At 41.5% G+C, this 24911-nt stretch carries 19 protein-coding genes, 1 tRNA gene and 2 pseudogenes; 9 read left to right on the top strand and 13 right to left on the bottom strand.

Annotated features, from left to right (window positions below; genetic code table 11):
• Nucleotides 1–9 precede the first annotated feature (9 nt).
• Together MSBR3_RS10595 and MSBR3_RS10590 are read left to right on the top strand one after the other, a co-directional pair.
• Nucleotides 10–468, top strand: coding sequence for a nucleoside 2-deoxyribosyltransferase (locus MSBR3_RS10595; RefSeq protein ID WP_048110353.1), 459 nt, complete (start codon nt 10–12; stop codon nt 466–468).
• Between the two features lie 143 nt (nt 469–611).
• A complete protein-coding gene (locus MSBR3_RS10590; protein ID WP_048108041.1) occupies nt 612–869 on the top strand; it encodes a pro-sigmaK processing inhibitor BofA family protein in 258 nt (85 codons plus the stop codon).
• A gap of 262 nt (nt 870–1131) precedes the next feature.
• On the opposite strand, the gene MSBR3_RS10585 is transcribed toward MSBR3_RS10590, so the two are convergent.
• The 9 genes and pseudogenes from MSBR3_RS10585 to mtbC form a co-directional block, all read right to left on the bottom strand.
• Nucleotides 1132–1812, bottom strand: coding sequence for a class I SAM-dependent methyltransferase (locus MSBR3_RS10585; RefSeq protein WP_048108040.1), 681 nt, complete (start codon nt 1810–1812; stop codon nt 1132–1134).
• A gap of 18 nt (nt 1813–1830) precedes the next feature.
• Entirely contained in the window at nt 1831–3444 is a 1614-nt protein-coding gene (gene lysS, locus MSBR3_RS10580) for a lysine--tRNA ligase (RefSeq protein WP_048108039.1), read from the bottom strand.
• 1216 nt (nt 3445–4660) lie between these two features.
• Nucleotides 4661–6064: pseudogene (gene mtbB / locus MSBR3_RS10570) on the bottom strand ([dimethylamine--corrinoid protein] Co-methyltransferase).
• Between the two features lie 58 nt (nt 6065–6122).
• Nucleotides 6123–6272, bottom strand: a complete 150-nt coding sequence (locus MSBR3_RS20655; protein ID WP_196296940.1) for a hypothetical protein — start codon at nt 6270–6272, stop codon at nt 6123–6125.
• A 17-nt stretch (nt 6273–6289) separates the two neighbouring features.
• The gene (locus tag MSBR3_RS10565) at nt 6290–6586 is read right to left on the bottom strand and encodes a hypothetical protein (RefSeq protein ID WP_048108037.1); all 297 of its coding nucleotides are present in this window, start codon (nt 6584–6586) and stop codon (nt 6290–6292) included.
• A 1-nt stretch (nt 6587) separates the two neighbouring features.
• Complete coding sequence (locus tag MSBR3_RS10560; protein WP_196296939.1) at nt 6588–7649, bottom strand: DMT family transporter; 1062 nt, start codon at nt 7647–7649, stop codon at nt 6588–6590.
• A 360-nt stretch (nt 7650–8009) separates the two neighbouring features.
• Nucleotides 8010–8663 carry a methyltransferase cognate corrinoid protein gene (locus tag MSBR3_RS10555; protein WP_048108036.1) on the bottom strand — a complete coding sequence of 218 codons (654 nt, stop codon included), beginning with the start codon at nt 8661–8663 and terminating at the stop codon, nt 8010–8012.
• Nucleotides 8664–8693: 30 nt separating this feature from the next.
• A pseudogene (mttB, locus tag MSBR3_RS10545) lies at nt 8694–10181 on the bottom strand ([trimethylamine--corrinoid protein] Co-methyltransferase).
• 25 nt (nt 10182–10206) lie between these two features.
• Complete coding sequence (gene mtbC / locus MSBR3_RS10540; protein ID WP_048108033.1) at nt 10207–10848, bottom strand: dimethylamine corrinoid protein MtbC; 642 nt, start codon at nt 10846–10848, stop codon at nt 10207–10209.
• A 22-nt stretch (nt 10849–10870) separates the two neighbouring features.
• Between mtbC and MSBR3_RS20275 the strand changes: the two genes are divergently transcribed.
• Entirely contained in the window at nt 10871–11032 is a 162-nt protein-coding gene (locus tag MSBR3_RS20275) for a hypothetical protein (RefSeq protein ID WP_155396792.1), read from the top strand.
• A gap of 656 nt (nt 11033–11688) precedes the next feature.
• Here MSBR3_RS20275 and MSBR3_RS10535 read toward each other — a convergent pair.
• Nucleotides 11689–12837, bottom strand: coding sequence for a (Fe-S)-binding protein (locus tag MSBR3_RS10535; RefSeq protein WP_048108031.1), 1149 nt, complete (start codon nt 12835–12837; stop codon nt 11689–11691).
• 671 nt (nt 12838–13508) lie between these two features.
• Between MSBR3_RS10535 and MSBR3_RS10530 the strand changes: the two genes are divergently transcribed.
• Together MSBR3_RS10530 and MSBR3_RS10525 are read left to right on the top strand one after the other, a co-directional pair.
• Nucleotides 13509–14072, top strand: coding sequence for a CDP-alcohol phosphatidyltransferase family protein (locus MSBR3_RS10530; protein WP_052723365.1), 564 nt, complete (start codon nt 13509–13511; stop codon nt 14070–14072).
• Nucleotides 14073–14265: 193 nt separating this feature from the next.
• Nucleotides 14266–14343: transfer RNA gene (locus tag MSBR3_RS10525), tRNA-Pro, on the top strand.
• Nucleotides 14344–15601: 1258 nt separating this feature from the next.
• Here MSBR3_RS10525 and MSBR3_RS10520 read toward each other — a convergent pair.
• Both MSBR3_RS10520 and MSBR3_RS10515 read right to left on the bottom strand, forming a co-directional pair.
• Nucleotides 15602–15802, bottom strand: coding sequence for a hypothetical protein (locus tag MSBR3_RS10520; RefSeq protein WP_048108028.1), 201 nt, complete (start codon nt 15800–15802; stop codon nt 15602–15604).
• Nucleotides 15803–15908: 106 nt separating this feature from the next.
• Entirely contained in the window at nt 15909–16286 is a 378-nt protein-coding gene (locus MSBR3_RS10515; protein ID WP_048108027.1) for a hypothetical protein, read from the bottom strand.
• Between the two features lie 296 nt (nt 16287–16582).
• Between MSBR3_RS10515 and MSBR3_RS10510 the strand changes: the two genes are divergently transcribed.
• Complete coding sequence (locus MSBR3_RS10510) at nt 16583–17449, top strand: glycosyl hydrolase family 28-related protein (protein WP_230627395.1); 867 nt, start codon at nt 16583–16585, stop codon at nt 17447–17449.
• 191 nt (nt 17450–17640) lie between these two features.
• On the opposite strand, the gene MSBR3_RS10505 is transcribed toward MSBR3_RS10510, so the two are convergent.
• The gene (locus MSBR3_RS10505; RefSeq protein WP_048108025.1) at nt 17641–17859 is read right to left on the bottom strand and encodes a hypothetical protein; all 219 of its coding nucleotides are present in this window, start codon (nt 17857–17859) and stop codon (nt 17641–17643) included.
• A 268-nt stretch (nt 17860–18127) separates the two neighbouring features.
• On the opposite strand from MSBR3_RS10505, the gene mutS reads away from it, so the two are divergent.
• The 3 genes from mutS to MSBR3_RS10490 all read left to right on the top strand — a co-directional run bounded on the left by mutS (nt 18128) and on the right by MSBR3_RS10490 (nt 24910).
• Nucleotides 18128–20830 (top strand): DNA mismatch repair protein MutS, encoded by a 2703-nt coding sequence (mutS, locus tag MSBR3_RS10500; RefSeq protein WP_048108024.1) that lies wholly within the window; start codon nt 18128–18130, stop codon nt 20828–20830.
• Between the two features lie 239 nt (nt 20831–21069).
• Nucleotides 21070–23142: a DNA mismatch repair endonuclease MutL gene (gene mutL / locus MSBR3_RS10495; protein WP_048110348.1), complete on the top strand. Its 2073-nt coding sequence runs from the start codon at nt 21070–21072 to the stop codon at nt 23140–23142.
• Nucleotides 23143–23887: 745 nt separating this feature from the next.
• Complete coding sequence (locus MSBR3_RS10490; protein ID WP_048108022.1) at nt 23888–24910, top strand: cobalt-precorrin-5B (C(1))-methyltransferase; 1023 nt, start codon at nt 23888–23890, stop codon at nt 24908–24910.
• Nucleotide 24911: the final 1 nt, after the last annotated feature.

Raw genomic sequence — 24911 nt, 5'->3', positions numbered from 1 at the left:
GAAAGAAATATGGAAAAACTGGAAAAAATGAAGGTTTCGGAAAAAAGAAGCCCCAAGATCTTCTTGTCTGGCTCTATCCGTGGAGGAAGGCAACTGCTTGAAACATACAGGTTTATGTTTGACACTCTCGAAGAGGCAGGGGCTGAAGTGCTAAGCTGGCACGTTGCAGACCCTGAGCTGGAAAAAACCGAAATGAAAATGACAGAAGAAGAAATCTATGCCAGGGATATGGGTTTGCTTGTAAAAAGTGATGCCCTGATTGCAGAAGTAACAGTACCTTCCACAGGTGTGGGTTATGAAATCTGCAGAGCCCTTGTACTGGGAATTCCCGTGCTATGTGTTTACAGCCCTGATAAAGCAGTCTCGGCAATGGTATTGGGAAATCCAGACCATTTACTTAAGGCAAGAGCTTATCCGGACAAAACCTCACTTAATAAAATTATTATTGAATTTATCCGGTCTCTTTGAGAATAAAAGCCTGACGTTATCCTTCTTTTCGAAAGAAACGCCATTGGATGCCCTGCCAAACCCTGATTGTAATCTTTATGGCTTATAACCGTATTATAAAACTCGGTGATAATTATAAATAAGTTGAGCCCCTAAGTAGGATTATGGTAGTTGAAATTATAGAAGTTTTAGTACTGATTCTGGCAATCGTAGTGGCCTTTGTCCTATATAAAGTCCTGAAGACCGCAACCAGCCTTGCAATAAATGCAGTACTTGGGGTCCTAGTCCTTACGGCGGCAAAACTTTTGTTCGGACTTGAAATCGCAATTACCTGGGTAGCAGTTCTTATCTGCGCAATAGGGGGCGTTATAGGGGCGCTTGTTATAATTGTGCTGAACTATCTAAAAATAGCTTTCGTATAAATAAATAGGTAAAAAACTAAAGGAATTTAAAGATACGAGAAGACATTTGATAAAAATTTTTAAATTCTTTTTGATAAACTTTTTTATGTAGTTTTTGATAAAACTTTTTTCTAAAAAGTTTTCGATAAAGCTTTTTTATGTAGTTTTTGATAAAACTTTTTTCTAAAAAGTTTTCGATAAAGCTTTTTTATGTAGTTTTTGATAAAACTTTTTTCTAAAAAGTTTTCGGTAAAGCTTTTTTCTAAATTTTGAGAGAAGGAATTCAAGGTTTTCGAAAGATTCCTTTTATCAGATGCCTCCTGTAAACTGTCCCTCTGAAGTTTTTTTCTTTTATTGCATCTTCCAACTCTATAATCTCTAAATCCTTGAAAAGGGCCCTGACCTCTTCTTTAGTAAAATAGTGATAGATTATTCCATTTTGTCGGGCAAAAGTCCTCTCTTCAAAAGGGATTGAAGTTTCTCCTCCGCAACGCATATCTTTATAGCCGAAGGCCTCAAAGAAGAAAAAACCTCCCTCTTTCAGTATGTGAGTGAGTTCCTTGACAGCAAGTTCCCTTTCTGCTTTGAAGAGATGCTGAAGTACCCCGTAACAGAGAACTCCGTCAAAAGTTCGGGTTTTGAAGGGCAGATCCAGGATACTTGCACCAAGGTGCTCTGCGAACCTGCCACTCCTTGCAAGCTGATCTCTGGAAACATTAAGGGCTGTTAAAGAAATGTCAATTCCTATTGTGTTGTAATGCCTTACAAGTTCACCAAGATATCTGCCGTTTCCTGAGCCTGCATCAAGAACCCTGGATCCGGGCAGAAGACGAGTCTGGAAATCCCGGATAGGGGCTGGCCCACCCCATTTCAGGTGGGTGTATTCTTTGTCCCAGGCCAGAAAGTGATTTTTCGTGGAGCTTGCCTGTGAATCTGCGAGGCTAAAAGTGTCTGTTTTATCCATGTTTGCGATTTATCATGTTTATGCGTGTTTTTCAGGGCTATAATTTGAAGCTTCCTCAAATCTTTCTACCAGGAACTCCTTTTCAAACGAAGATAGGAACCATCCTGCTTTAGGGCCTGAGCTCTGCCCGAGTAATGAAATGTAAATTGCTTTGAAAAGCTCCTTAGGATCAACCTGTGGAGCAGGAGTTTCCAGCTTTTCTGCAATCCGCTTGTTCAGTTCGGAACCCTCATCCTTTGCAGAATAGACCAGCATATGGTATTCTTCTCCACTGATTTCACCTCTTGACTCGATAAGGGCTGCAAATGCTGAAAGAAAGGCTTTCTGAAGCTCGGACAGGGTTGCTGCCTGTACAGGCACCTTTTCTTTAACCTTAAACTTGGCAAAGGGTGGAGCATAGAGTTTTAGCCATTTAGATACATTGTCTGCCAGTTCTTTTATACACTTTTTGTCTTCAGTTGAGAAACCTGAACGTTTTACAATTTTCAGGATTCGGTCAAAGTCTCCTCTTGCTACCTGATATATAGTCACCATCTGCTTGAAAGGAATTTCGGACTGGCAAATTCCAGTTGCCCTGGAAAGTTCATATACTCTTCTCTGAAAAGCCCCGAGAGCAGGATCATTTTCCCTGAACTGCGTCCTGAGCCGTTCATATTCGTCCACAAGGGTGAGAAGAGGCTGTCCAGGGTCGAATTGGATGTGCTTTTCAGGTTTTGTGCGGATGATCAGGTAGCGAAGAACTTCAGGAGGCACAACTTCCAGCATGTCAGAAATGGAGACAACTACTCCTGTAGAAGAAGACATTGCCCCTTGTTTTCCAAGCATTATCCATTCATAGACAACTGGATACGGAGGTTCATGCCCGAAAATTTCTCTTACTATTCTCTTTCCTGTATCATAAGAACCACCTTTCGAAGCATGGTCCTTTCCGAAAGGTTCTACAGTCACCCCTAAAATTGACCAGCGAGCAGGCCAGTCTACGCGCCAGGTAAGTTTTCCTCCTCCTGCCATAGGTACGGTTCCGGAGTGCCCGCATGCACAGACATAGTCCACGGTTTCGGCCTCCAGGTCAAAGCCCGTTACCTTCGTGGTTGTGATCCTTCCGCATTGATCGCATCTGGGATTGAAAGGGCTCCAATCAGGAGCTACAGTTTTTCCCGATACTTCTTCCAGGATTTTCGCAATGGCATCTCTTTTAATAAGGGCAGTTTTTATTGCTTCAGTGTACTTACCTGTCTTGTACATCTCATCTGCCCTGTAAACCTGAGGAGTAATTCCAAGTCGCCTGAGAGCTTCCAGGAAAGGTTTCAAGAAATGTTCGGCATAGTTTGCACAGTCTCCGCAGGGACAGGGAATTTCGGAGATCGGCTTTCCCACATGTTCGGCATAACTCTCGGGAAGGAATGGGTAAACCTTGCGCAGGGGATCATAATTGTCAGCAATATAGATAAAGTCGGCATCTGCTCCTTTATCAATTAGAGCCCTATAAACAGCATCTGCAGTCACGACTTCTCTCATGTTGCCTATATGGATGTGTCCAGACGGAGTAATGCCTGTAGCAACAAGATGCTTGTCGTTCTTTTTTAGCACGTCTTCTGCTATGACGTCTGCCCAGTGAATTGTGTCTGCCATATTTCTCACCAGAATCAAGCCTTTCAAACAATCCTTTTGAAACAACTCTTTTGAAACAACTCTTTTAAAACAACCCTTTTAAAACAACTCTTTTAAAAAAAGGCTTGACCGAAAAGCCCATAAATGATATGATCGACGTGACTGCAAGCCTTTTTTCAAAAGGCTTGATCGAAAACCTCTCTATGAGGTATGGTAACAATCCTTTTCAAAAGGTTTGATAGAAACCCGTTGGAAAACCATTTATCTCTGGATAATTATCGCAAGCCTTTTAAAAAAGGGTTTAAGCGAAAAACTTTGAGTTTCCTGCATAATTATCATTTCAACTAATAAACTTTGGGCTTGAAGGTATAAACTTTGAGCTGGAAGGCAAGGAGCTGGAATCCGTTTATATTTTGCTTTTTTTGATGATGAAAGATGTAAGTAAAATCTAAAAGGAAGCCTAAGTGTAAAAAATAAAAAAAGGAGAAAAATCAATGGAGGTTCAAAGGCAAATTAACTCAGAAGTCTGCAGATTTACGGAGATTTAATATGGCACCTTATTGAGCAAATCAAGTAAACTTGACTTGCCAATAAATAAAAGCACGTAAAAATATATAAATATTTCGAAACGGGTTGAGTACGGATAAAAATCTTATCAATAATAGAACAAGTTAGATGAAAGCAAAGGAAATTTATAGAATCAGTACAAAAATAATACAGAAGAATCGAAAATCAGTATAAAAATAACACAGAAGAATCAAAAATTTGTGAAGCTCAAGAAATTAGGACGGCATTGTTTACAACATCCTTGTTTGCCATTGTCTGCGGAAAGTATGGAAAAATCAACAATAAAAAGGATGTTAAATGTTTACTATCAATATTTTTTGTAGTTTCAACAACTTCATGAGTAAATGTAAGTTCTGCCAGTGTAACTCGGTCAGTGTAATTCTGTCAGTATAACTCTGACATTTACAGCGCAGATACCTCCCAGATATAGCTCTACACGGTGGATTACAGTTGAGAATCCGCTGGGTTGTGTCAGAAAATGAGTAAAATCTATAAAAATAAAATGACAGCAGGGACGGTGGTCGCTATTTTCCAAGGAAGACTTTTCGGACCTGCCTGAATGGTTTGATGGTCGCTTTTCTGCTGTTTTTAGCAGGTCCGATTTTGTCCAGTTTGGATCTTGTTTATCCCTGCTGTGGAGGAACATTCAGGCTGCTGCCTGAGTTTTTTCTTAAGCTATCTGCTTTCTGAAAGTGTTGCAGGAATTAATCTTAATATCGAGCAACTTTTCAATATTCATCTTTGCAGCAATACCTTTTGCAGCACCTGGTACTGAAGTTACTACTCCAATATCAAGTTCTTCACGCAGCTCGCGCATAACATGCTCGTCTACGAGGTCCATCTTGTCGACCCCTAGCTTCTTTGCCACGTATTCTTTTGCCTCGCCTATGCGCATATTCTTTGAGAACTCCATTCTTGCGACAAGGTCTCCTGCAGCCCTTATTCCAGTCATACCTGAAGCCATTATGTGTGCGATCGGCATACCCAATGGGTCGCCGACCCCGATCTATATGCCGTCTACGCCTGCAATTTCTACCATTGCCTTGCTGGCCCTTGTAACCGCATCAATAGGAGGAGTCTCAAGCATAGGAATTCCGCCAACGCCCATGCCCATGTCAACGTGACAGGGAATCGGAGAGGCTTCGACAGCTGCCTTCATGAAGGTAACTGCACGGGCAAGGTTCCAGGCTGAAGTTTTGCTGGTATTGGTGTTGCATACTGGCCCGAAAACGTTTGCTCCTGCCTTTGCAATAAGTGGAGCCTGCTGGTGAGGCCACAGCCCTGCAAGGGTAACGCCATCGTACTGAAGGTTTCCGTGCATACCGAGTACGCATTCTCCTGCCATGCCTGCTTCGATGTACATGTCAGGGAATTCCTTCCTGAGGGCTTCGATTGCGTGGAGAGTACCATACATGTCAGCGTCTCCTGCTGCACCGGTTGTGTCAAAATTAACACCGTCTGCCCCAGAGGCAAAGAGTTTTTGCATAACCCATACTGTGTCTCTTGTAAGGTGTTCGGCAGCGTGTTCCATTGATTCCCAGGCTTCCTGAATCTTGAAAGCTTTCATAAGGTCGCCGGGATTCTCAAATGGTCCATCAGGGGTATAATACAGTCCCATATTTGGCATTGCGCCGTAAAACAATGGGATGATCATGTTCTGCTGGCAGACTTCCATTGCCTGGCACTCGTTTGATACGACAGGTTTTACAGGCTTAAAACTGTAATCGATGTGTCCGAGTTCCATTGTATCGGCACCGAAAGCACGCTCGTGCGTCATGCAGCCAACCAGGCGGCTGGAAGGAATACCGACACCACTGTTACCCTGGTCACCGTCAAGCCTTATAGTGCCGATGTCGTGCGTTACGGGAATCTCCATGCCCTGCTCGACACTTACAGCCTTGCCTGGCATCATAAGAATTTCTGCAAGCTTGTCAATTTCATCGGCGCTGAGGGCAGAGATCTCACCAAGGTCGGCAGCATTAGCAGTTCCGGCCTCGATCTCAGCCATTATTTTCTCTTTGGTAAGGAAGACACGTTTTCCGTCTCCCATTCTCAAAGCGTATTCAGTTGCCATTTTTATTCTCCTTTCTTTTTATTTTATTAATTAAATTTAGGAAACTGTATTCTGGGGTTCAGAATTTTGATACAAAAGTTCTGGCTTGCCAGAGGGCCACTACTGCCAGAATAAGGATCAAAATCATCCAAAGGATCTTTGCTTCCGGTATGAAGGAGTTTGCCCAATATGCATTGTAAGCTTCTAGAGCAGCTGCTGTTTGCGTCATATTTATCCTCCTTATGGTCACAAATTTCTCAAGCAGGCATCAGAACCTCGGGATCTCCCAAAGTCTGTGATCACATACTTGTGCAGAAGGAATTCTTTTTTGTAAATTCCTTCTTCGTCAATTTTCTGCTCCACATCCTTCAGCATTCCTCCAGATGCCAGTTCAATAATGTCAAAGTTAATGCTGTCTCTGCCATATGCACTATTCATGCCGTACTCTTCCTGGATTTTTGAAACTATCTCATAGTTCCAGTACTCTTTCCCATCCAGAAGAATCTCCAGAATCCTGAACTTTATAGGACGAGTTCCGCTCACTTCATTCACCTCTCAGAGTTTCAAGTGCACTTGCATCTTCCGTAAACATAACAAAACTGCCAATTACGCAGAGAGTGCCTCCGACAAGGATAGTCCACTGCGGGACATCTCCAAAGAAGAGGAAAATGAAGATAATAGAACATAGTCCGTAAAGATTTCCGATACCCTGGCCTCTTCCAACCCCTATGAGCGGGAAGGATTTGTACCAGCAAACGTAACAGAAACCAAAGGTAATTCCTGCAAAGATCAGGACCAGTAGAGTCAGGGGTTCAAATGCCTGGATAGCGAAGGAATACATAGGGAAACCAAAGATTGCAAGCACAGGAACAATAATTATCCACCAGATAATATTTTCTCCAAGGAAACGAAGAGTCAGTCCGGCATCAGGCTCTGAAATGTCAAGTCCTTTGCCTGCAATTGCGCCTTCAATTCCCCAGCCTGCAGCAGCCATCAAACCACCCAGATATCCTATCCACTGAACATTACCTGAAGAGAGATCAGAAAGAAGCCCACCACCGAAGATTGTAATACCTCCAATGATAATGACTCCTATGCCCATAGCTGCTCTTTTGGAGATCTTTTCTCCATACCAGTAATAAGCTAGAATCGATCCCACTACAGGATAAAGAAGACCAGCAACCGCTGCAAATGCTCCACCAATGAAGCCCATAGCAATAAAAGAACCTAGAATTGCCATAGGACCTCCGAAAATAGAGGCAAGGAAGAACCATTTAGAGCATGGATGGAATTCTTTAAGAGTTCGGACAAGCTCTCCGTATTTACCAAGTACTCCGTTCCAGATCATCAGTGCAACCATAACCGTAAGTGCATTGAAAGCAGTGATGAGAACAGCAGTTATAACAAGAGCTGTACCATCTCCACCTGTTTTGGCAACAGCTGCATACATCTGATCGAACGGGTTAAGCACCCAGACGACAGTACCCGGCAGATACCAGATACCCCAGAATACAGCACAGAAAAGGGCCCACATATACCCTTTACTGATCTTTCTTTTACTTTCCTGTTTTTTTAAGGTTCTCAAATCCACGAAAACTCCCTCCATTTTTCAGAACGCTGTGGAGTTCCCTCAGGACATAATCTCCAGTCCATCTCCACAACCTGAAAGTGCAGCCCAAAAGCTCTTTTTGGGGTTTTCATACCTGGGAATATTTTTCAAGTTTTTTAAATTCAAACTTCTTTTCAACTATTACCTTTAGCTGTTTTTCTGACTGTCTATAAGTTTTCCACCTTTACAATCGTTTCAGCCGTTTTTGTAATATTCCCTTGAGTGGTATGATTTGCAAGAACTGTTCCAGCTATATCCTAAGCTACAGTTTCACAAATATTGCACAAAATAGAGTTGCAGAAAATGTATTCAAACGTACATTTTCTGCAACTTAATCCATTTACTAAGGCTGCTTTCTCAGACGTTCAAAGCTGCTTTTACCTTGGCGACTGCATCATTAGCGCTTTCACCATAGATATCTGCACCTATCTTGTCTGCCCAGTCCTGGGTAACAGGAGCGCCACCGACCATAGTCTTTACCTGGTCGCGAACGCCTGCTTCTTTCAGCTGTTCCTCAATCTGGATCTGGTTTACCATTGTGGTTGTCATAAGTGCGGAGGATGCGACAACCTGTGGTTTGAGTTCTTTCACTTTTTCTACAAAAGTCTTAATTGAGACATCTCTTCCAAGGTCTATGACTTTGAAACCTGCAATGTTGAGCATGGAAGCTACAATGTCTTTTCCGATGGAGTGAATATCGCCTTCGATGGTTCCGATAGCAACGGTTCCGAGGCTCTTGGTCTGAGACTTACGCTTTTCCATTTCCGGGGTGATAACTTTTATACCGGCATTCATTGCTTCGGCAGCTGCAAGTACGTGGGGCAGGAAGAGTTCACCCTGACCGAATTTTTCTCCTACTTCCTCCATGCCTGCAGTAAAGCCTTTCTCAATAAGCTCTACAGGGTCAATTCCTGCAGCAAGGGCTTCACTTGCCACTTCTTCTGCAAGTTCGTCATCAAAGTCGGTGATTGCTTCTTTTGCTCTTGCAATGATTTCTTCTTTGTTTGCCATTTTTAGATCTCCTGAATATCTGGATATTAATTACATGCCTCTGAAGGCTTTGTCAGCCTTGTCCACGATTGCCTGCATGTCTTTGAGAATGTCTGCATCGATTGGGGTTACCTGGTGATTTTTAAGAACGTCCACGACTTTTTCGTGTGCAACTGTTGCAAGGTCCTTTGAACCTGCTGCAGCCCAGTCTCCAAACATGCGCCTGTCAAAGAGCATTGGATTAGACGGGTAATCCACAAGTTGCCTGGTCTGTTTAAGGGCCAGGAAATTGTTTCCGATGCCTACTTTCTGGATAGATTCGACTGCGAGGGTTTCTTCTGAGACAGGGATTCCGTGCATGGCTTTCTTGACCATACTGAATATATCATTGTCAATAACAAGCTGTTCCATCGAGAACGTCATTCCGAGCTCAAGCATCCCGGCTCCGTATATGGTGTTGGCACCAGAAAGAGCAGGTAGAAGGGTTGTTATGGTCTTTTCGTGACCAGCCTGGTCGTCTGGGACCTTGGCATCAGACTAGGAACCTGCCACATAGGAGGGTAAACCATAGAACTGGGCAAGTTTTGCAACCGCAGCGCTTATGAGACCGAGTTCGGGAGATCCGACAGGAGCAGTACCTTTCTTCAGGTCGAAGGTAGTTGTGGAACTTCCATACCATACCTTGGACCCAGGCACTGTCAGCTGGGCAAGCACAATTCCGGAAAGGACTTCAGCATTGTGGGTTACAAGAGTTCCTGCAAGGTAAACAGGAGAAGAGCCACCGGACATTGCCATACTCAGGACATTAACCGGTATTCCGAAGCGTGCACCTTTAATGATGACCTGGCAGGCATTTACACTGAGTTCGAGTGGACTGGTTGGACAGACGAGCATAGAGAAGATTGGTTTCTTCCTGGCTTCTTCTTCGTTGCCACCATAGTAGGCTTTTACGATGTCCCAGTAGTACTCGACGTTTTCGCCAACAGGGTCAATGTGGTGGTAGTGTTTTGAGGTGCCTGCAAGCGGAGTGAGAGTCTCGTGGACGTCCTGTGCACCCTGGCCTGCAATGTCCCTGGCAGAGACCGGAAGAGAGAAGTAGTCAATGTTTTCGGCCCAGTCACAGAGTTTTGCAATGTCTGCAATGTCTTTTTCGACGGAGTCAACAGTTACATACTTGCCGTCCTGATACTTGCAAACCTTTACACCGGTACCGAAACATGTCCAGTGTACTTTACCGCCACATTCCTGAACAGTGTTGAATTTTTTGTCACGGCCCCAGAGGACAAATCTGGAGGGTGCAAACTGAAGAGCTTTTCTTACGAGATATTCAGGGATTTTTACAACGTTAGTCTTCTCGTCGACTTCACAGCCATTTTCTTTGAAGATCTGCCTTGCTTCGGGATCAGAAACCTGAATGCCCGGGTTCATCAGAACTTCCATGGTTGCATAGTGAATTGCCTTAAGTTCATCAGTAGTAAAAAGGTTTAATTCTACGCCATTAAGTGAATTAAATCCAGCAACTGCGTTATTTTTTGCCATTTTTTAACCTCCGAATAAGAATAATTTAAGCCAGAAGCTCTTTTGCTTTTGCAACAGCCTCGGTTGCGTTTTCAGCATAGCAGTCTGCACCGATCTTATCAGCCCAGGCCTGGGTTGCAGGTGCACCGCCTACCATGACTTTAACTTTGTCCCTGAGTCCTTCTTCTTTGAGGAGCTCGATTACTCCTTTCTGTCCCTGGAGAGTTGTGGTCATAAGTGCGGAAATTCCAATCATATCAGCATTGACTTCTTTTGCCTTCTCAATAAAGTTCCTGATTGGAACATCACGGCCGATGTCATATACTTCAAAACCGGCAGATTGGAGCATTGTGGATACAATTGCTTTTCCAATATCATGAACGTCACCTTCTACGGTACCGTTCACAATAACACCGAGCTTTGAGCCGGAAGCTCCTTCAGGCATAAGATCCTTAAGAGCTGCAACTCCTGCACTCATCGCATCGGCAGCCATCATCACATGTGGCAGGAACAGTTTTCCTCTTTCGAAAAGGGTACCAACCTCATTCATGCCTACGGCAAGCCCTTTTTCAATTATTTCGGAAGGTTCCAGTTCTCCTTTAGCTTTTTCAACTACAGCGAGTACTGTATCCTTCTTGCAGGAAATTATAGCATCTGCAAGTTCCTGAAGCAATTCTTCTTTGCTAATGTTGCATCCTCCGTTTTAGTTTTTGAGATATAGAGACTTCTCTCCTGTAATTATCACGAATAATCGTGAACATTCAGGCTGTAAGCTCATGCTTCTGGGTGAAGCGATGAATGTACAGGAAGAAACTCACGATCACCATGGGTGGGAAACCATGATCACCTCAAGCGAGACAATGAAACCATGAAGAATTCATGATTACGCTGATTGGGGTTCATGAGTGTTTTAGCAGATGGGGGTGTTTTTTGTGCCATTTTAATCCCGTCTGATAACTCATCTTTCAGATGTCTCCACTACTTTGTTGGTTATTCGCCTATATATATTTTTCTAAAAATTCTGTAATGAAATCAAGGGTATTATTTATAGTTTTCGGTTTTTCAATTTTCATTTGTATATTAAGGAAGAAAATAAAATAAAATTATCAAAAAATATAAATATTAAATGCTCAAAGTGTATTTTTGTAAAGTGTTTTTTGATTCAGACCTCAAGTAACATTCAGCTGGAGACTGCTTACAGGTTGCGTCCCACAAACAAAATTTTGTTGCCAATGGTTGAAAGGACCGCAGTCAGATCTTCATGATAGTGATTTTCAAATGCCCTCTTCCATAGATTGCTATCTGTCTTATCTTTTACTTTTCTCTCTATTTGCACTCTTATATGCGGAAGTAGGCAACCGTTGTATTATGTGTTACTATTTATAGCTTTCCACTCTTTGTGTTGCAGGTCCTGCAAGTTCTATAGCCTCCATATCCACCATTGAAGACTGAGTTTCTTTTTGGCAAAAAAGATAATGACATCAGAAAAAATAATGAAATCAAAAGGATATATGAGTTATTATGGTAATTATAAACCTTCAGGTTCCTCGTACCCTGAAATGCAGAGTTTGTAAGCCCTGTTGACTAGTTCCAGCATTCTGGAATCTTCCCTCTCTATTTTTATTCCGCAGGCAAGGGAAAGGTATTCGGCAAGGTCAAAAATTTTTATTTTTTCATCCTGTCCGGCTTCAATAAGATTCTGCATGCAGCCTCCGCAGTTAGTTATAATTATATCACAGCTCAGTTTTTCGGCAACTCTATAGCGGTCAGAGGCCACGTCCAGGGACTCAGATGGGTAGTTGACCCTTACTCCACCTCCAAAGCCACAGCAAGCCGAGTTTTGAGGAGTTCCATTGGCAAGTTCGGTGCCTGGAATTTGCTCAAGCACATCTCTTGCTTCTTGATATACTCCCATTGCCCTGGTAAGATGGCATGGGTCATGATAAAACACTTTATGCTTGAGCACAGCTTCCGGAATGAGTTTTCCTTCCCTTATAAGAAGCTCAAGGTACTGAGAAACGTGCAATACCTGAAAATTAAGTTTCCCAAAAACTCGAGGGTAGATATCTTTAAACGCCTTAAAGCAGCCAGGACAGGCTGTAATAAGAGTTTTGGCTCCCCTTTTTCGGATTTCTTCAATGTTCCGCTTTCCGTTTCTGTGGATAGGTCCCGGATCTCCTGAGCCAGCAGATACGGCTCCGCAGCAGTACTCTACCCCGCTCAGGACACTATAGTCAACTGCAGCTTTATCCAGCAGTGCAACCGTAGCCTGTGCCATGATTTTGTTAATATATGTGCCTGCACAGCCTGGAAAATAGACTACTGAACCTGAGCTTTCCTTATAAATTGGAGTTCCATCCAGCTCGGCAATCTTCTTAAAGAGATTGTTCTCAGCCTCAGGGTCTACCATTGTCTGCCTGTCGGTAAGTCCGTGTTCACTGACCCACTTTTGTCTGGCAGGAGAAATAAGCTTTTTTATTCCCAGCCCCGCAGGACAGGCATTTGTACAGAGTCCGCAGGTCAGACAGCGCATAAGAGAGCCGTCATCAATATCCGAATTTCCTTCCAGATATCCATACAATCGGTTAAGCAAACTCAGGTCATTGTAGCGAGGGCAAACCTTAAGACATTGCCCGCATTTTTTACACTCTGACCTGTGCTTTTCTACGATTCCCATTTTTTAACTCCATATTATTTTAAATTCATGCAACTTATTATCTCTTTAATATTTTTTATTAATACTTTTTAACTAATACTTTTTATCAGGTATTTTTTATCAGATGTTTCACATCAGGTATTTTTTATCAGGTATTTTTATCAGGTATTTTTATCAGGTATTTTTATCAGGTATTCTTTACCGAATATTTAGCAATATCTTTAATAGAAATCATTAAAACTTCTTTTTTAGCAGGAGATCCTTAAAAGTTCCTCCTTGATATGAGTTCTTATCAGTTTTTCTTGATAAAAATCACTTACAAATCGCTTCTAAGTCGTGAAATTACTTAAAAACCGCTTGTAAACCATAAAAACCACTCAGGGCTTACTGTGAAGTCAGTAAGTAATTGAAATAATTCCTTAAAATCACCAGAAAATCTTTAAAAATTCTCTTTTTGACAGAAACTCTTTTATTGTCCCTGTTTACATTCTGTCTGGATAATCATCCCACTTCAGGAAGCTCTTAATAGCAGATTGGAAGTGCGGAAATGTTTTTCCCCAAAAAGATAAGCTAATATTCAACCATACTATCATCTATATGTAGCTATACACGCAGCCAGTAAAAGGAAGGGGTTAAAAATCTTTGACGAACTCAAAAACAGTGCAAGAACGCTGATAATTCCCATTGCCCGCTTGGTTCCTTTATCTCCGAACACTCTCACGTTACTTGGTTTTGCCGTAAGCGTCGCTGCGGGAGCGGCATTTGCGCTGGGTAAACCCTTTGCGGGTGGCCTTCTTATTCTTTTTAGCGGAGTCTTTGATATTCTTGACGGAGGAGTTGCAAGGGCAAAAGGCCGGATTACACCTTTTGGAGGTGTACTCGATTCGGTTTGCGACCGGTACTCTGACGGCCTGATGTTCCTCGGGATAATAGCAGGCGCAGTCAACGGCAGGCTTGTCCTTTCTCCTATTGTGCAAATCGAAGGCTGGCTCTGGGCAGGCTTTGCTCTGATAGGCTCCTTCCTGGTAAGCTACACTCGCGCTCGTGCAGAATCCGCAGGCTGCCGAAAACTGTCAGTCGGAATTGCCGAACGTACGGAAAGAATGATTCTTCTGGCTCTGGGAGGAATTTCAGGGTTTCTCAGCTGGGCTCTAGTACTTGTAGCTGTATTTTCCCATATTACTATTATTCAACGAGTCCTTCGGGCAAAAAGCATATTGAGTAAGCCTTCTGAAGTTGATTCTCAAAAACCGTAACAAGCCTGATCCAGCTAAAAGATACAGACGAAGATAACGTTTATGAACAATGGAATACTGTGCAAATAACAGTAAAAAGAATTTCCCTACTCTCTTCTACCGATACTCATTTATACTACATATTTGATTACAATAGTTGACGATGGTAAACAAAGAAAGAGATTTGCCATTAAGAAAGTACAACCTGCTCTGCGGGGCCGTAGGGTAGCCTGGTCCATCCTGCAAGACTGGGGGTCTTGCGACCTGAGTCCAAATCTCAGCGGCCCCACCAAAACCTTATTTATATCTAATTTTGACAGATTTTCTACGTTTTGCACTTTACATGTTTTTGCACTTACCTCTAGTTTTACCTGCTTTTGTGTATGGTTCAATTTTCAGATTCTTTTATTGTTCTTTTGTCATAATAGAAAGGAAATAACCTGTGTACTTTTATTTTCGATAACTGTGTGTACGTTCTTCAATTTCGTTTTATCAATTTTAACTTTTAGCTACCAACTTAAATTAGATATAATAGTTGTATTCGATATTTAGAAAATTCAGTCGACAAAAAGTTATATATGCTTATACTACCTATATACAATTATACGACTCATATACACTTAAAACTAAGACTGATAAAGTAAATCTGGGTCGTTGATGTCGAAAACTGTGTCAAATGAAGTTAAGGTACTCAGCATCTTTCACTGAGTTTCAGGATACTCTTATTAGTGGGGTCTGTACGTCATAAACCAAAATATTTACAAGAGTTTCAAAGGGAGTGATATGTTAGTTATACACAGTCTCATATCATTTGATATCTGAAAGTTTACACCTAAAAAATCACCTAGATTACTATATCCGAACTTCCGCTTTTTAGGTACAGATACGCTATCTCTGAGAAGCTAGATGACTGCGATTTAGAGCATTGCCTTGCGTCTGATGTGCTTAAAAACACGGAAGTTAAAGTTACTACCCACTTTCCGCAGTAAATTTTCGTAAATTCATATTTTTACCGCTATCGATTTTTAGTTAAACGTGGATTTATTGGATTTTTATGCAGTAGGTAAAAGCAACCATTTGGTGTATTTAGAAACAAAAAACGATATCATTCAATTTTCACCAGATGTCATTAAAAATCCAAATTATTTGCATTTGTTCCAAAAACGCTATTAGGAAAAATATTGATTTTCAAAAAAATACTGCGGAATGTGGGTTCTATGTTGTTGCTTTTGTCATTGATAAGGCACTATCGTATATTCTCGCAACAACAAACACAACTAAGTACCCACCACAAAATAACTTAGAAATGATTAAAATATAACATCAAGGGTTTTTGTTGCCACATGATTATTTAAAGGATATAACTATAGATCAATTCCCAATGAAAATTTGAAGTTATATCTTTATCGTTCCTAAACATAAAATCAGCGTTATTGATTCTATAATAATTGGACGTAATTTGTTGTTAATCTTCATTATCCTGCTCCATTTTCGTAGTTTCAAGTAAAAAATATCGATAGTTAGAATCTGCTTATGTAGTTAAAAACTTTTCAATTCACCCAAATAATAAATATGGTATTCAGGGTTTGGCTCAGAAGATAAGACACTTTGTATTTGAAAAAAAGTTGGAAATTTGCTTTTTCATCAGGGTTTACTAAAAATTCATTATCTGCTATTGTCTGAGGGTGATTTATTCCATCAGTGTAAGTAGCTGGTATATCTGGACTGTACATTACTTCATCCCATTCCAACACTCATTCATTAGGATTTATATTGTAACTGACATTCTCAGCGTTATTCATTTCAATAGTTGCAATTACAAAGAAACATTCAGAGTCTGCTTTTTCAAATTCAAAATCAAGGCTTCTGCGTCGAGTTGTAAATTTCCACTAATCTTACATGGTTATTATCTGGAGCATATAAAGCTCCCTTTTCCAGTAAATTCTGGACGGCCTCTTCCAACTCAACAACGTGAAATATTTTGCTGGCATAAACTTCTTTTTTTGGAATATTTACACTATAACCGTAATGATCAACTAACCAGAAATACAATTTTCTAGCATTTGGAAACAAACTTATTTCCTTTGCGGTCCGGTTTAATTGCAAACTTGCAGCTTGGGCAGCGTATACATAAGTGTTCTCCCAAATTGATACCGAGCGGTTAATTAAATCTTTTGTTACCTCTTGCGAAAAGTGCAGTCTCGCCATTGAAGAACTAATTTTTGGAACTACCATACCCATATTCTTGTTTGGAATTGTAGAAAACACTTATATTATTGTTTTTATATTCATGTACTAATAAAATAAAAATAAAAGTATCCATATTGTATAAATGCCAGGTGAGGTAACAAAAAAGCAGAAGTAATAACCCTATTTACATATTATGAAATCTGAGATCCTGTTAATTTAAGATAAAAATCCAACCCAAAGGTGGTATGATGTTAAAAAGATATTTAGTACACATATTTCTAGTAATATTTCTTAGTTTAACTACCATACCTTGTGTACTATGCGCACAGAGTACAATATCCGTGAATGCTACATCTATAACAGATGCACAGACTTCAATAAATAGTGCAATAAATTCCGTCTCCGCAGGTGCAACATCAAATAACCCGGGATATGTACTCCTTAATGCTGGCATATATAATATAAGCGGACCGATACATTTAAAATCCAATGTAGTACTAAAAGGTGCAGGCGACAGCACAATAATCTTTTCTAATGGTTCAGTTTGTACCTCCAATGAAGCACCTGCATATATATATGGGTTAAATGTTTCTAATGTCGAAATATGTAACCTCCAATTCCAGAGTACAGCAAGGGGGCCTCAAGACGGTGGTCATAAGGGCGGTCGATTTTGTATTAATCTAAACTCGACTAACAATAGTACAGTACATGATATTTTATTTACCCCCTACCTTTACTGTGATGGTGTACGAGTGGAAAAGGGTTCCAATATAACCGTGTATAATTGTAGGGCTCGTACAGGACATGACGGAATATCATTCCTTTTAGGTTCTTCCAATTGTCGAGCATATAATAATGATATTGATATTAGAGTTAATACTGGCATCAGGGTAAGAGATTCAAAAGGCATTAGACTTGACCACAACACCTTTTACGGTCTACACGGATCTGGCTGGTGTTGTACTGAAATGGAAGAGAATGTTTCGGCAGAAATAGATCACAATATTTTCCATGATTACAGAGGTTTATCAGGCAACGCTGCAGTCCAACCACGTCATGCAAATGGTTCTGTTTCTGTTCATGATAATGTTTTATGGAATGTTGGGAATATCTCTATGGGTTCGGGTTCAGGGAATATAATGGATCCATCCGACAAAAATGTTAATTATTGGGTATTAAAAGGATATGGATATGGTTCTATTAAATAACCCCACTACAACTTGGGTATTTTTGCAAGAACTACCAAATCGAGGTTCCGTTGCAAAAAATATTTGCTAGGGACATAATAAAATAAAAAAGAGGTAACTATTCAGCCTATGTAAAACAGAATCAGTAACCATCTTCATTAAAACTCAATTGACAAATTTCTGTAAATTGATTTTACTAATAATTTATTCTCTCATTTATTTTCATTCTTTTTATTATTTTCAATAACTCTTCCACGCAGGTAATTTTCCCGGATTTTTTCGATCATTTCCTCATTAGCTTCAATAACAAAGGCTCCTACATAACCGCATTCTTTGCAGTGGTAAACTGCACCTGCATACCCTCCAACTTCATAATATAAATCTGCGTTTCCGCAGACAGGGCAAACTTCTATGAGTTTTTCCTGATCCATAGCAATTTCTCCTTCAAATTGGCTTTCAATATCGAGTTGTTAAATATATATAAGAAGGATGATTTTAATAAAGATATCATCTCTATTAATCAATATTTAAATGTATTACCCAGTATTTATGGAATCCTGATCAGAACGCCTAAAAAGGATGTCTTACAAAGGTATTCCCCAGTACCTGAGGAACCCTTAGAAACCTGGAATTCCCAATAAAATCCTAATTTCAAACAGAATGATTACAGAATGATTCAAGGCTTACAGTGAGTAAAAAATGACTGAAATGATGACCCCTGCAATGCGCCAGTACTACGAAGCCAAGCAGGCATATCCTGACACCCTTATCTTCTTCCGTATGGGGGATTTCTATGAATCCTTTGGGGAAGATGCAAAAACTATTGCAAAAGAACTCGAGATCACGCTTACAGCCCGAGGCAAGGATAAATCAGGAGAGAGAATGCCTCTTGCAGGAATACCCTACCATGCAATTGACACCTATCTGCCAAGGCTCATAAATAAAGGGTATAAAGTTGCAATTTGCGAACAGCTTGAAGACCCGAAAAAAGCAAAGGGGGTTGTAAAACGAGGGGTTGTCAGGGTGGTCACGCCAGGTACGGCAATTGACTCATCCATGTTTTCGGATGCTTCAAACAATTACCTTATGGCAGTTGCTGGGCGAGAAATCGGAAAGTCCGGAAAACATGCTGAAAAGGAAATAGAAATTGGAGTGTCCTTTCTTGATATTTCCACAGGGGAATTCCTTACAACTCAGTTCAGGGACTCAGAAAGTTTTGAAAAGCTTCTAAGCGAACTTGCTCGGATGCGGCCATCCGAATGCATCCTTCCTCCTTCCCTATATGAAAATTCAGACCTTGCGGAGGGGTTGAGAGCTCATACTATAGTGCAGGAGTTTGCTCCCAATATTTCCGGAGCAAAGGAAGCTGGAGAAAGGCTAAAAACCCATTTCAAGGTTGCAACTCTTGAAGGTATGGGCTGTGAGAAGCTGGACTTTGCAGTGTATTCGGCCTGGGCTGCCCTGGAATATGCACAGACTACGCAGATGCGGGAGCTTACTCATATCAATACCCTGAGAACTTACTCGAACTCCGAATTTATGATCCTTGATTCCGTAACCCTGCGGAATCTCGAAATCGTTAAAAATGTGCGAGATGAAGGGGACGAAAATTCCCTTTACCGTGTTTTGAACAGTACGAAAACACCGATGGGAAGCCGTACCCTGAAAAAGTGGCTTTTGAAACCTCTGCTTTCCGTAGAAAAAATTAATCATCGGCTTGATGCTGTTGAAGAACTGTCAGCAAATCCTCTGCTCCGCTACGATATCAGAAACTGGCTTTCAGAAGTAAGGGATATCGAACGCCTTGTAGGCAGGGTAGTATATGGAAATTCAAATTCAAGGGACCTTGTATCTCTGAAAAAATCCCTTGAAGCTCTGCCTTCTGTCCGTGATTCTCTTCTGAATAAGGTTGAATCCGAAGACTTAAATGAGATTGCAATCGGGCTTGCATCATTTTCCGAACTTGAAAATCTGGCTGAAATAATAGATCGAGCAATAGTGGACGAACCACCTGTCTCAGTTCGTGAGGGAGGTATGATAAAGTCGGGATACAGTGAGGAACTTGATGAACTCAAGGATATTGCAAGCAATAGCAAGCAGTGGATTGCAAATTTTCAGCAAAAGGAAAGAGAAAGAAGTGGCATAAAATCCCTGAAAGTGGGATATAATAAGGTTTTTGGATATTATATAGAGGTGACTAATGCCAACAGCAGCCAGGTGCCTGATGATTATATCAGAAAACAAACCATGTCAAATGCCGAGCGTTTCTTTACTCCTGAACTCAAGGAAAAAGAGAGTCTTATTCTGACAGCCAATGAAAAAGCTATAGCTCTCGAGTACGAAATCTTTACTGAAATTGTGCGGACACTTTCAGCTCATTCAAGAGAACTTCAGGAAACTGCCGAAAGAATAGGCACGCTTGATGTCCTTGCAGACCTGGCTGAGGTAGCAGAAAATAACAATTATATCAGGCCCCAGCTTACGGACGACTGCAAAATTCTTATCCGGGATGGAAGGCATCCTGTAGTTGAAAATACCGCACATGGCGGCTTTGTCCCAAACGATACTGAAGTGGACTGCAAGGAAACCCAGTTTTTGCTGGTAACAGGCCCGAATATGGCAGGCAAGTCCACTTACATGCGTCAGACAGCGCTTATAGCTATTATGGCTCAGGTAGGTTCTTTTGTTCCTGCATCCTATGCTTCAATAGGGATTATTGACCAGGTCTTTACAAGAATTGGGGCATTTGACGATCTTGCAAGCGGACAGAGTACCTTTATGGTAGAAATGGTTGAGCTTGCGAACATCCTGAATAATGCAAGTCCCAGAAGCCTTGTGCTTCTTGATGAGATCGGCAGGGGAACAAGTACCTATGACGGGTACAGTATTGCAAAAGCCGTTGTGGAATTCCTGCATAACAGGGGGAAAGTAGGAGTAAGGGCTCTATTTGCAACTCATTACCACCAGCTCACAGCCCTTGAAGAGAAATTAAAAAGAGTTAAAAATTATCATATCGCTGTAAAAGAAGAAGGTCATGAGTTAGTTTTCTTGCGAAAGATCGTGCCTGGGGCAACGGACAGGAGTTACGGAATCCAGGTTGCAAGGCTTGCAGGCGTTCCTGAAAAGGTAATTGAAAGAGCAAATGAGATTCTCAAAGACCTCGAAAGAGAGAACGTGCTTGAAGAAGCTGAAGACGGCAACAATGGGAAAAAGAGGAAAAGCAAAGCTACAGCGCGTTACACCCAGATGATGCTTTTTGACCATGGAAACAACGATGAAAATCCAGCAGAGGTAAACAGGCCCAGTCCTGTAGAAACAGCTCTTAGAAAACTGAATGTGGAAGAGATGACACCAATAGAAGCCCTGAATAAGCTCCATGAGCTGAAGAGGCTGCTGAATTAATTGGACTATATCGATTAGGGTCAATTAATTACAGGATTAAGGGTCGGTTAAGGGTCGATTGAGGATCAATTAATTGCTGGATTAAAAGTCTCGACTGAGGTCCAATTAATTACTGGTTAAAAGTCGATTGAGGATCAATTGACTGCTGGATTAAAGGGCGATTAAGGGTCAATTAATTGCTGGATTGAAGGTCGATTAAAGGATGCCCAATGGAATTTTGGTCTGGATGGAGCAAAGGAATGATGGAAGAACACATTGAAGAAAAGAAGCAAGCTAAGGGAAACAAAATTCGGATCCTTGATAAGGATACCATAAACAAAATTGCAGCAGGTGAGGTAATCGAGCGGCCTGCATCCGTAGTGAAAGAGCTGATAGACAATTCAATTGATGCAAGAGCTACGGATATTCGAATTGAAATCGAAAAGGGTGGAAAACGTTCCATTCTTATCCGGGATAACGGATGCGGAATGAGTAGGGAGGATGCCTTGCTTGCATACAAAAAGCATGCAACGAGCAAGCTCACGAGGATTGAAGATCTCAACACTATTTCTACAATGGGTTTTAGGGGAGAAGCCCTTTCTTCTATTACAGCGGTTGCGAAGGTCGAGATTCTTACCCGGCCCCCTGAAGAGATTACAGGTACCAGGATAGTGATCCAGGGTGGAAAAGTTCTGGAAACTTCGGACGCAGGTACGGCTCCAGGTACGTCTGTGCACGTAAAAGACCTGTTTTACAACACTCCGGCAAGGCAGAAATATCTTAAAAGTGACCGTACCGAGCTTGCCCATATTACAGATACGATAACGCAGCTTGCTCTGGCAAATCCGGAGATTTCCTTTACTCTGCTCAGTGAAGGAAAACCAGTCATAAGAAACGCAGGTTCAAGTGATCCTTTCAAAAGCATCGTAAACCTTCTGGGCCCGGATACTGCTCGTTCAATGCTTCCCCTGGAATACAGGACCGAAGATTTTGAAATTCTGGGGTACATATCAAAGCCCGAAACCACTCGAAGAGAAAGCGACCAGATTTTCCTGTTTGTAAATACCCGTCCGGTAACCTCAAGAGCCATCAATAAAGCTATTCGAGAAGGGTATTATACTAAAATCCCTAAAGAGCGTTATCCTGTGGCAGTGCTCTCTCTTATTGTCGATCCCGGGGAAGTGGACGTTAATGTACATCCCCGTAAAGCCGAAGTGCGTTTCAGCCGGGAGAAAGAACTTGGAGATGCGGTCACGTTTGCGATAGAGAAAGTACTTTCTGAAAATGCTTTGGCTCCTGAAATCCGGGATAAAAGAGACCGAACTTTTCAGAAGACGTTCAAGGTTTCAAGCTCTTCGGGTATACTGCAGGTCTCCGAAGCTGCGGAAATTTTTGGAAGGAAGGATGCTGGTAAGGACATCGGAATTCCGGATACCGGCCTTCATGAAAGGGGCAAGGTTGTAAAAGATAAGTCTGAGACCTACGTTTATCCGGTAAAAGATACCGAGAGGAGACTAAAACGTTCTGAGCGTCTCCTGGATTTAACTGCAGAAGGAGAAGCGCAGGAAATCTCAGGTGATAAAAAGCTGGATATTAAAACCGAGCAGGAAAGGGAAATAGAAAAAAAAGGAGAGAGTGAAAAGAGAATTACAGATATTCGAGAGAATCAAACTAAAAAGGCAGGTTTGGAAGATAAAGAACTTGGGGATATAAGTACTGAAAATGGTTCAAAACCAAAACAAAAATCGAACACGAACTCTTTTGAAAACCTTAGAGTTATAGGGCAGGTGTCTAAGCTATATATCCTTGCTGAAAGGGGAGAAGACCTTGTGCTTATTGACCAGCATGCTGCTCACGAGAGAATTCTTTACGAGCAGGTTTTAAAAATGAAAAAGTCCAGGGTGCAGGAGCTGATCACACCTGTAACCATAGACCTTACTCCTAAAGAGAAAGTCCTTATGGAAGAATACATTCCTCATCTGGAAGAGTGCGGTTTCGGGATTTCGGAATTCGGGGACAATACATACGTAGTAACTTTCATACCTGAGGTTTTCGGACGGCTTGAGGATCCCGAGATTATACATGATGTAGTTTCGGATCTATTAGCTTCGGGAAAAGTTAAAAAAGATACGGGAATTTCGGAAAGAGTCTGCAAGACCATTGCATGCAGGGCTGCAATTAAAGGAGGAGCTGCTTGCAGCCCCAAACAAATGGAAGAGCTAATAGAACAGCTTAAAAAAGCCGAAAACCCTTACTCCTGTCCTCACGGCAGGCCCACTGTTATCACATTTACGAAGGGAGAACTGGACCGCATGTTTGCAAGAGTCCAGTAAAATGGGCTGTAATATGAAAAAATAGCAATCCGGGCTGTAATATGAAAAAATAGCAGTTCAGGCTGTATATGAAAAAATAGCTGTCCGGCTTTTTATTTATCTATCGAGTTCAATTTTTCGCTAATTTCTTGATTCAAGTCCGTTAACCCCTCCTATCTTTAATTTCATCATTTAAAAGTAGTGAATCTATGTTCTAGTGAGAAATTTGTTTCAAAGTTGAAAAATGAAGCTGGAGAACCAAAGTATGAGGATCCTATGGAAATATTATGGAGATATATCATTGGCATGTCCATAATTAATCGATCAATATATTTCTATATTGGAAGATCATTCTTAGTTTCCTATATATTTATATAATAGAACTTAAGATGTAGTACTGTGTCAGACTAGTACTGGCATTAGAAAAAGGCATCATTCCCAAGGCTATTTTTCACACACCAACCCAATACCCCAAATAAAGAACGACTCCCCAATCGTTCAAGAATCCAGGATAAAACCCCATTTCCTAAAAACGACTCCCCAATCCTGGGATGATGCCATCTATTTTCTATACTTTTTTCTATATTTTTTTCTATACTTTTTTCTATATTTTTTTCTATATTTTTTTCTATATTTTGGTTGTATTTACTTCTGTCATATGCAGTAAAACCAGAAATATAGCAAGACTTGTCCTGAAAATCAATCGGGTTATTTTCCGATTTTCACGTCAATACATTTATAATAAAAAACCTCCGAGTATTCTTCCATGATAGATCCTGTTAACAATTTCAAGATCCCTGAAGAATGGATTGTCCGTACCGGGCTTGCCAGGGAAGAACTTGAAGAAAAAGTAGCATCCGGGATGATTGTGGTTCTGAGTGACGGGTCTGTCCTCAAACGAGGATACACTACTGGAACTACAGCAAGTGCTGCTGCAAAAGCAGCGGTTCTTTCCCTTAAGAAAAAAACAGTCGATAATGTATCCGTACCAACTCCTGTGGGACTGAGAGCACAACTTGAGGTCAGTGAAGCTTCACAGGGGCGTGCAATTGTAAAAAAGATTCCGAATGACCATGAGTCCGATATTACTCGAGGGCTTGAGTTTGTGGGAGAAGCCAGGGAAGCTGAAGGGATACGGATTCTAGGAGGAAAAGGCATAGGAATTGTCAAAAGGGACGGGCTCCAGGTTCCGAAAGGCCAGCCAGCTATTAATCCAAAACCGATGGAACAGATAAAGGCCGCAGTCCAGGAAGCTGTAGAAGAACTGGGTCTGAGTGGAGCCGAGGTTACAATTTCAATTCCGGATGGAGAGAGGATCGGAAAAGAGACCTTAAACAGCAGGATAGGGGTTGAAGGCGGAATTTCCGTACTTGGGAGCACAGGTTTTGTTGAACCCTGGAACGACCACCTTGGGGAAATGAGGGGAGACCTGATCCGCTGCACGGATAGAGTTGTTCTGACTACAGGCCGGATAGGAATGCGTTACTCCCATATGCTTTTTCCTGATTATACAGTCGTTATGGTCGGAAGCAGGATCTCGGAAGGACTTGGTTACGCCTCAGGCGATGTAATTATCTGCGGACTTCCTGGCCTTGTCCTTAAATGGGGAAACCCTGAGATGCTTGAAGGCAGTGGGTACGCAACCGTTGTCGAAATGCTTAAAAAAGAGCCTGAGCACATACGCCTGAAAGAAGCTTTTGAAATGGCAGTCGAGAAAGGAAAGGGTGCAAGAATCGTGGTAATCGACAGGGATGGATCGGTACTAATGGACAGTAAGAACGAGAGTTAAT

Source organism: Methanosarcina barkeri 3 (assembly GCF_000970305.1).
Lineage (GTDB): Archaea > Halobacteriota > Methanosarcinia > Methanosarcinales > Methanosarcinaceae > Methanosarcina > Methanosarcina barkeri_A.
The sequence above is the reverse complement of the archived record's forward strand: the minus strand, read 5'-3'. Positions and strand labels throughout refer to the sequence as shown.

What these genes read in the sequence shown, in the direction of transcription:
- MSBR3_RS10555 (WP_048108036.1), bottom strand. Translation starts at nt 8,663, where the DNA reads ATGGCAAACAAAGAAGAAATCATTGCAAGAGCAAAAGAAGCAATCACC.
- MSBR3_RS10590 (WP_048108041.1), top strand. Translation starts at nt 612, where the DNA reads ATGGTAGTTGAAATTATAGAAGTTTTAGTACTGATTCTGGCAATCGTA.
- MSBR3_RS20655 (WP_196296940.1), bottom strand. Translation starts at nt 6,272, where the DNA reads ATGACGCAAACAGCAGCTGCTCTAGAAGCTTACAATGCATATTGGGCA.
- MSBR3_RS10585 (WP_048108040.1), bottom strand. Translation starts at nt 1,812, where the DNA reads ATGGATAAAACAGACACTTTTAGCCTCGCAGATTCACAGGCAAGCTCC.
- MSBR3_RS10595 (WP_048110353.1), top strand. Translation starts at nt 10, where the DNA reads ATGGAAAAACTGGAAAAAATGAAGGTTTCGGAAAAAAGAAGCCCCAAG.
- mutL (WP_048110348.1), top strand. Translation starts at nt 21,070, where the DNA reads ATGATGGAAGAACACATTGAAGAAAAGAAGCAAGCTAAGGGAAACAAA.
- MSBR3_RS10490 (WP_048108022.1), top strand. Translation starts at nt 23,888, where the DNA reads ATGATAGATCCTGTTAACAATTTCAAGATCCCTGAAGAATGGATTGTC.
- MSBR3_RS10515 (WP_048108027.1), bottom strand. Translation starts at nt 16,286, where the DNA reads ATGGTAGTTCCAAAAATTAGTTCTTCAATGGCGAGACTGCACTTTTCG.
- MSBR3_RS10535 (WP_048108031.1), bottom strand. Translation starts at nt 12,837, where the DNA reads ATGGGAATCGTAGAAAAGCACAGGTCAGAGTGTAAAAAATGCGGGCAA.
- mutS (WP_048108024.1), top strand. Translation starts at nt 18,128, where the DNA reads ATGACTGAAATGATGACCCCTGCAATGCGCCAGTACTACGAAGCCAAG.
- MSBR3_RS10560 (WP_196296939.1), bottom strand. Translation starts at nt 7,649, where the DNA reads ATGGAGGGAGTTTTCGTGGATTTGAGAACCTTAAAAAAACAGGAAAGT.
- MSBR3_RS10505 (WP_048108025.1), bottom strand. Translation starts at nt 17,859, where the DNA reads ATGGATCAGGAAAAACTCATAGAAGTTTGCCCTGTCTGCGGAAACGCA.
- lysS (WP_048108039.1), bottom strand. Translation starts at nt 3,444, where the DNA reads ATGGCAGACACAATTCACTGGGCAGACGTCATAGCAGAAGACGTGCTA.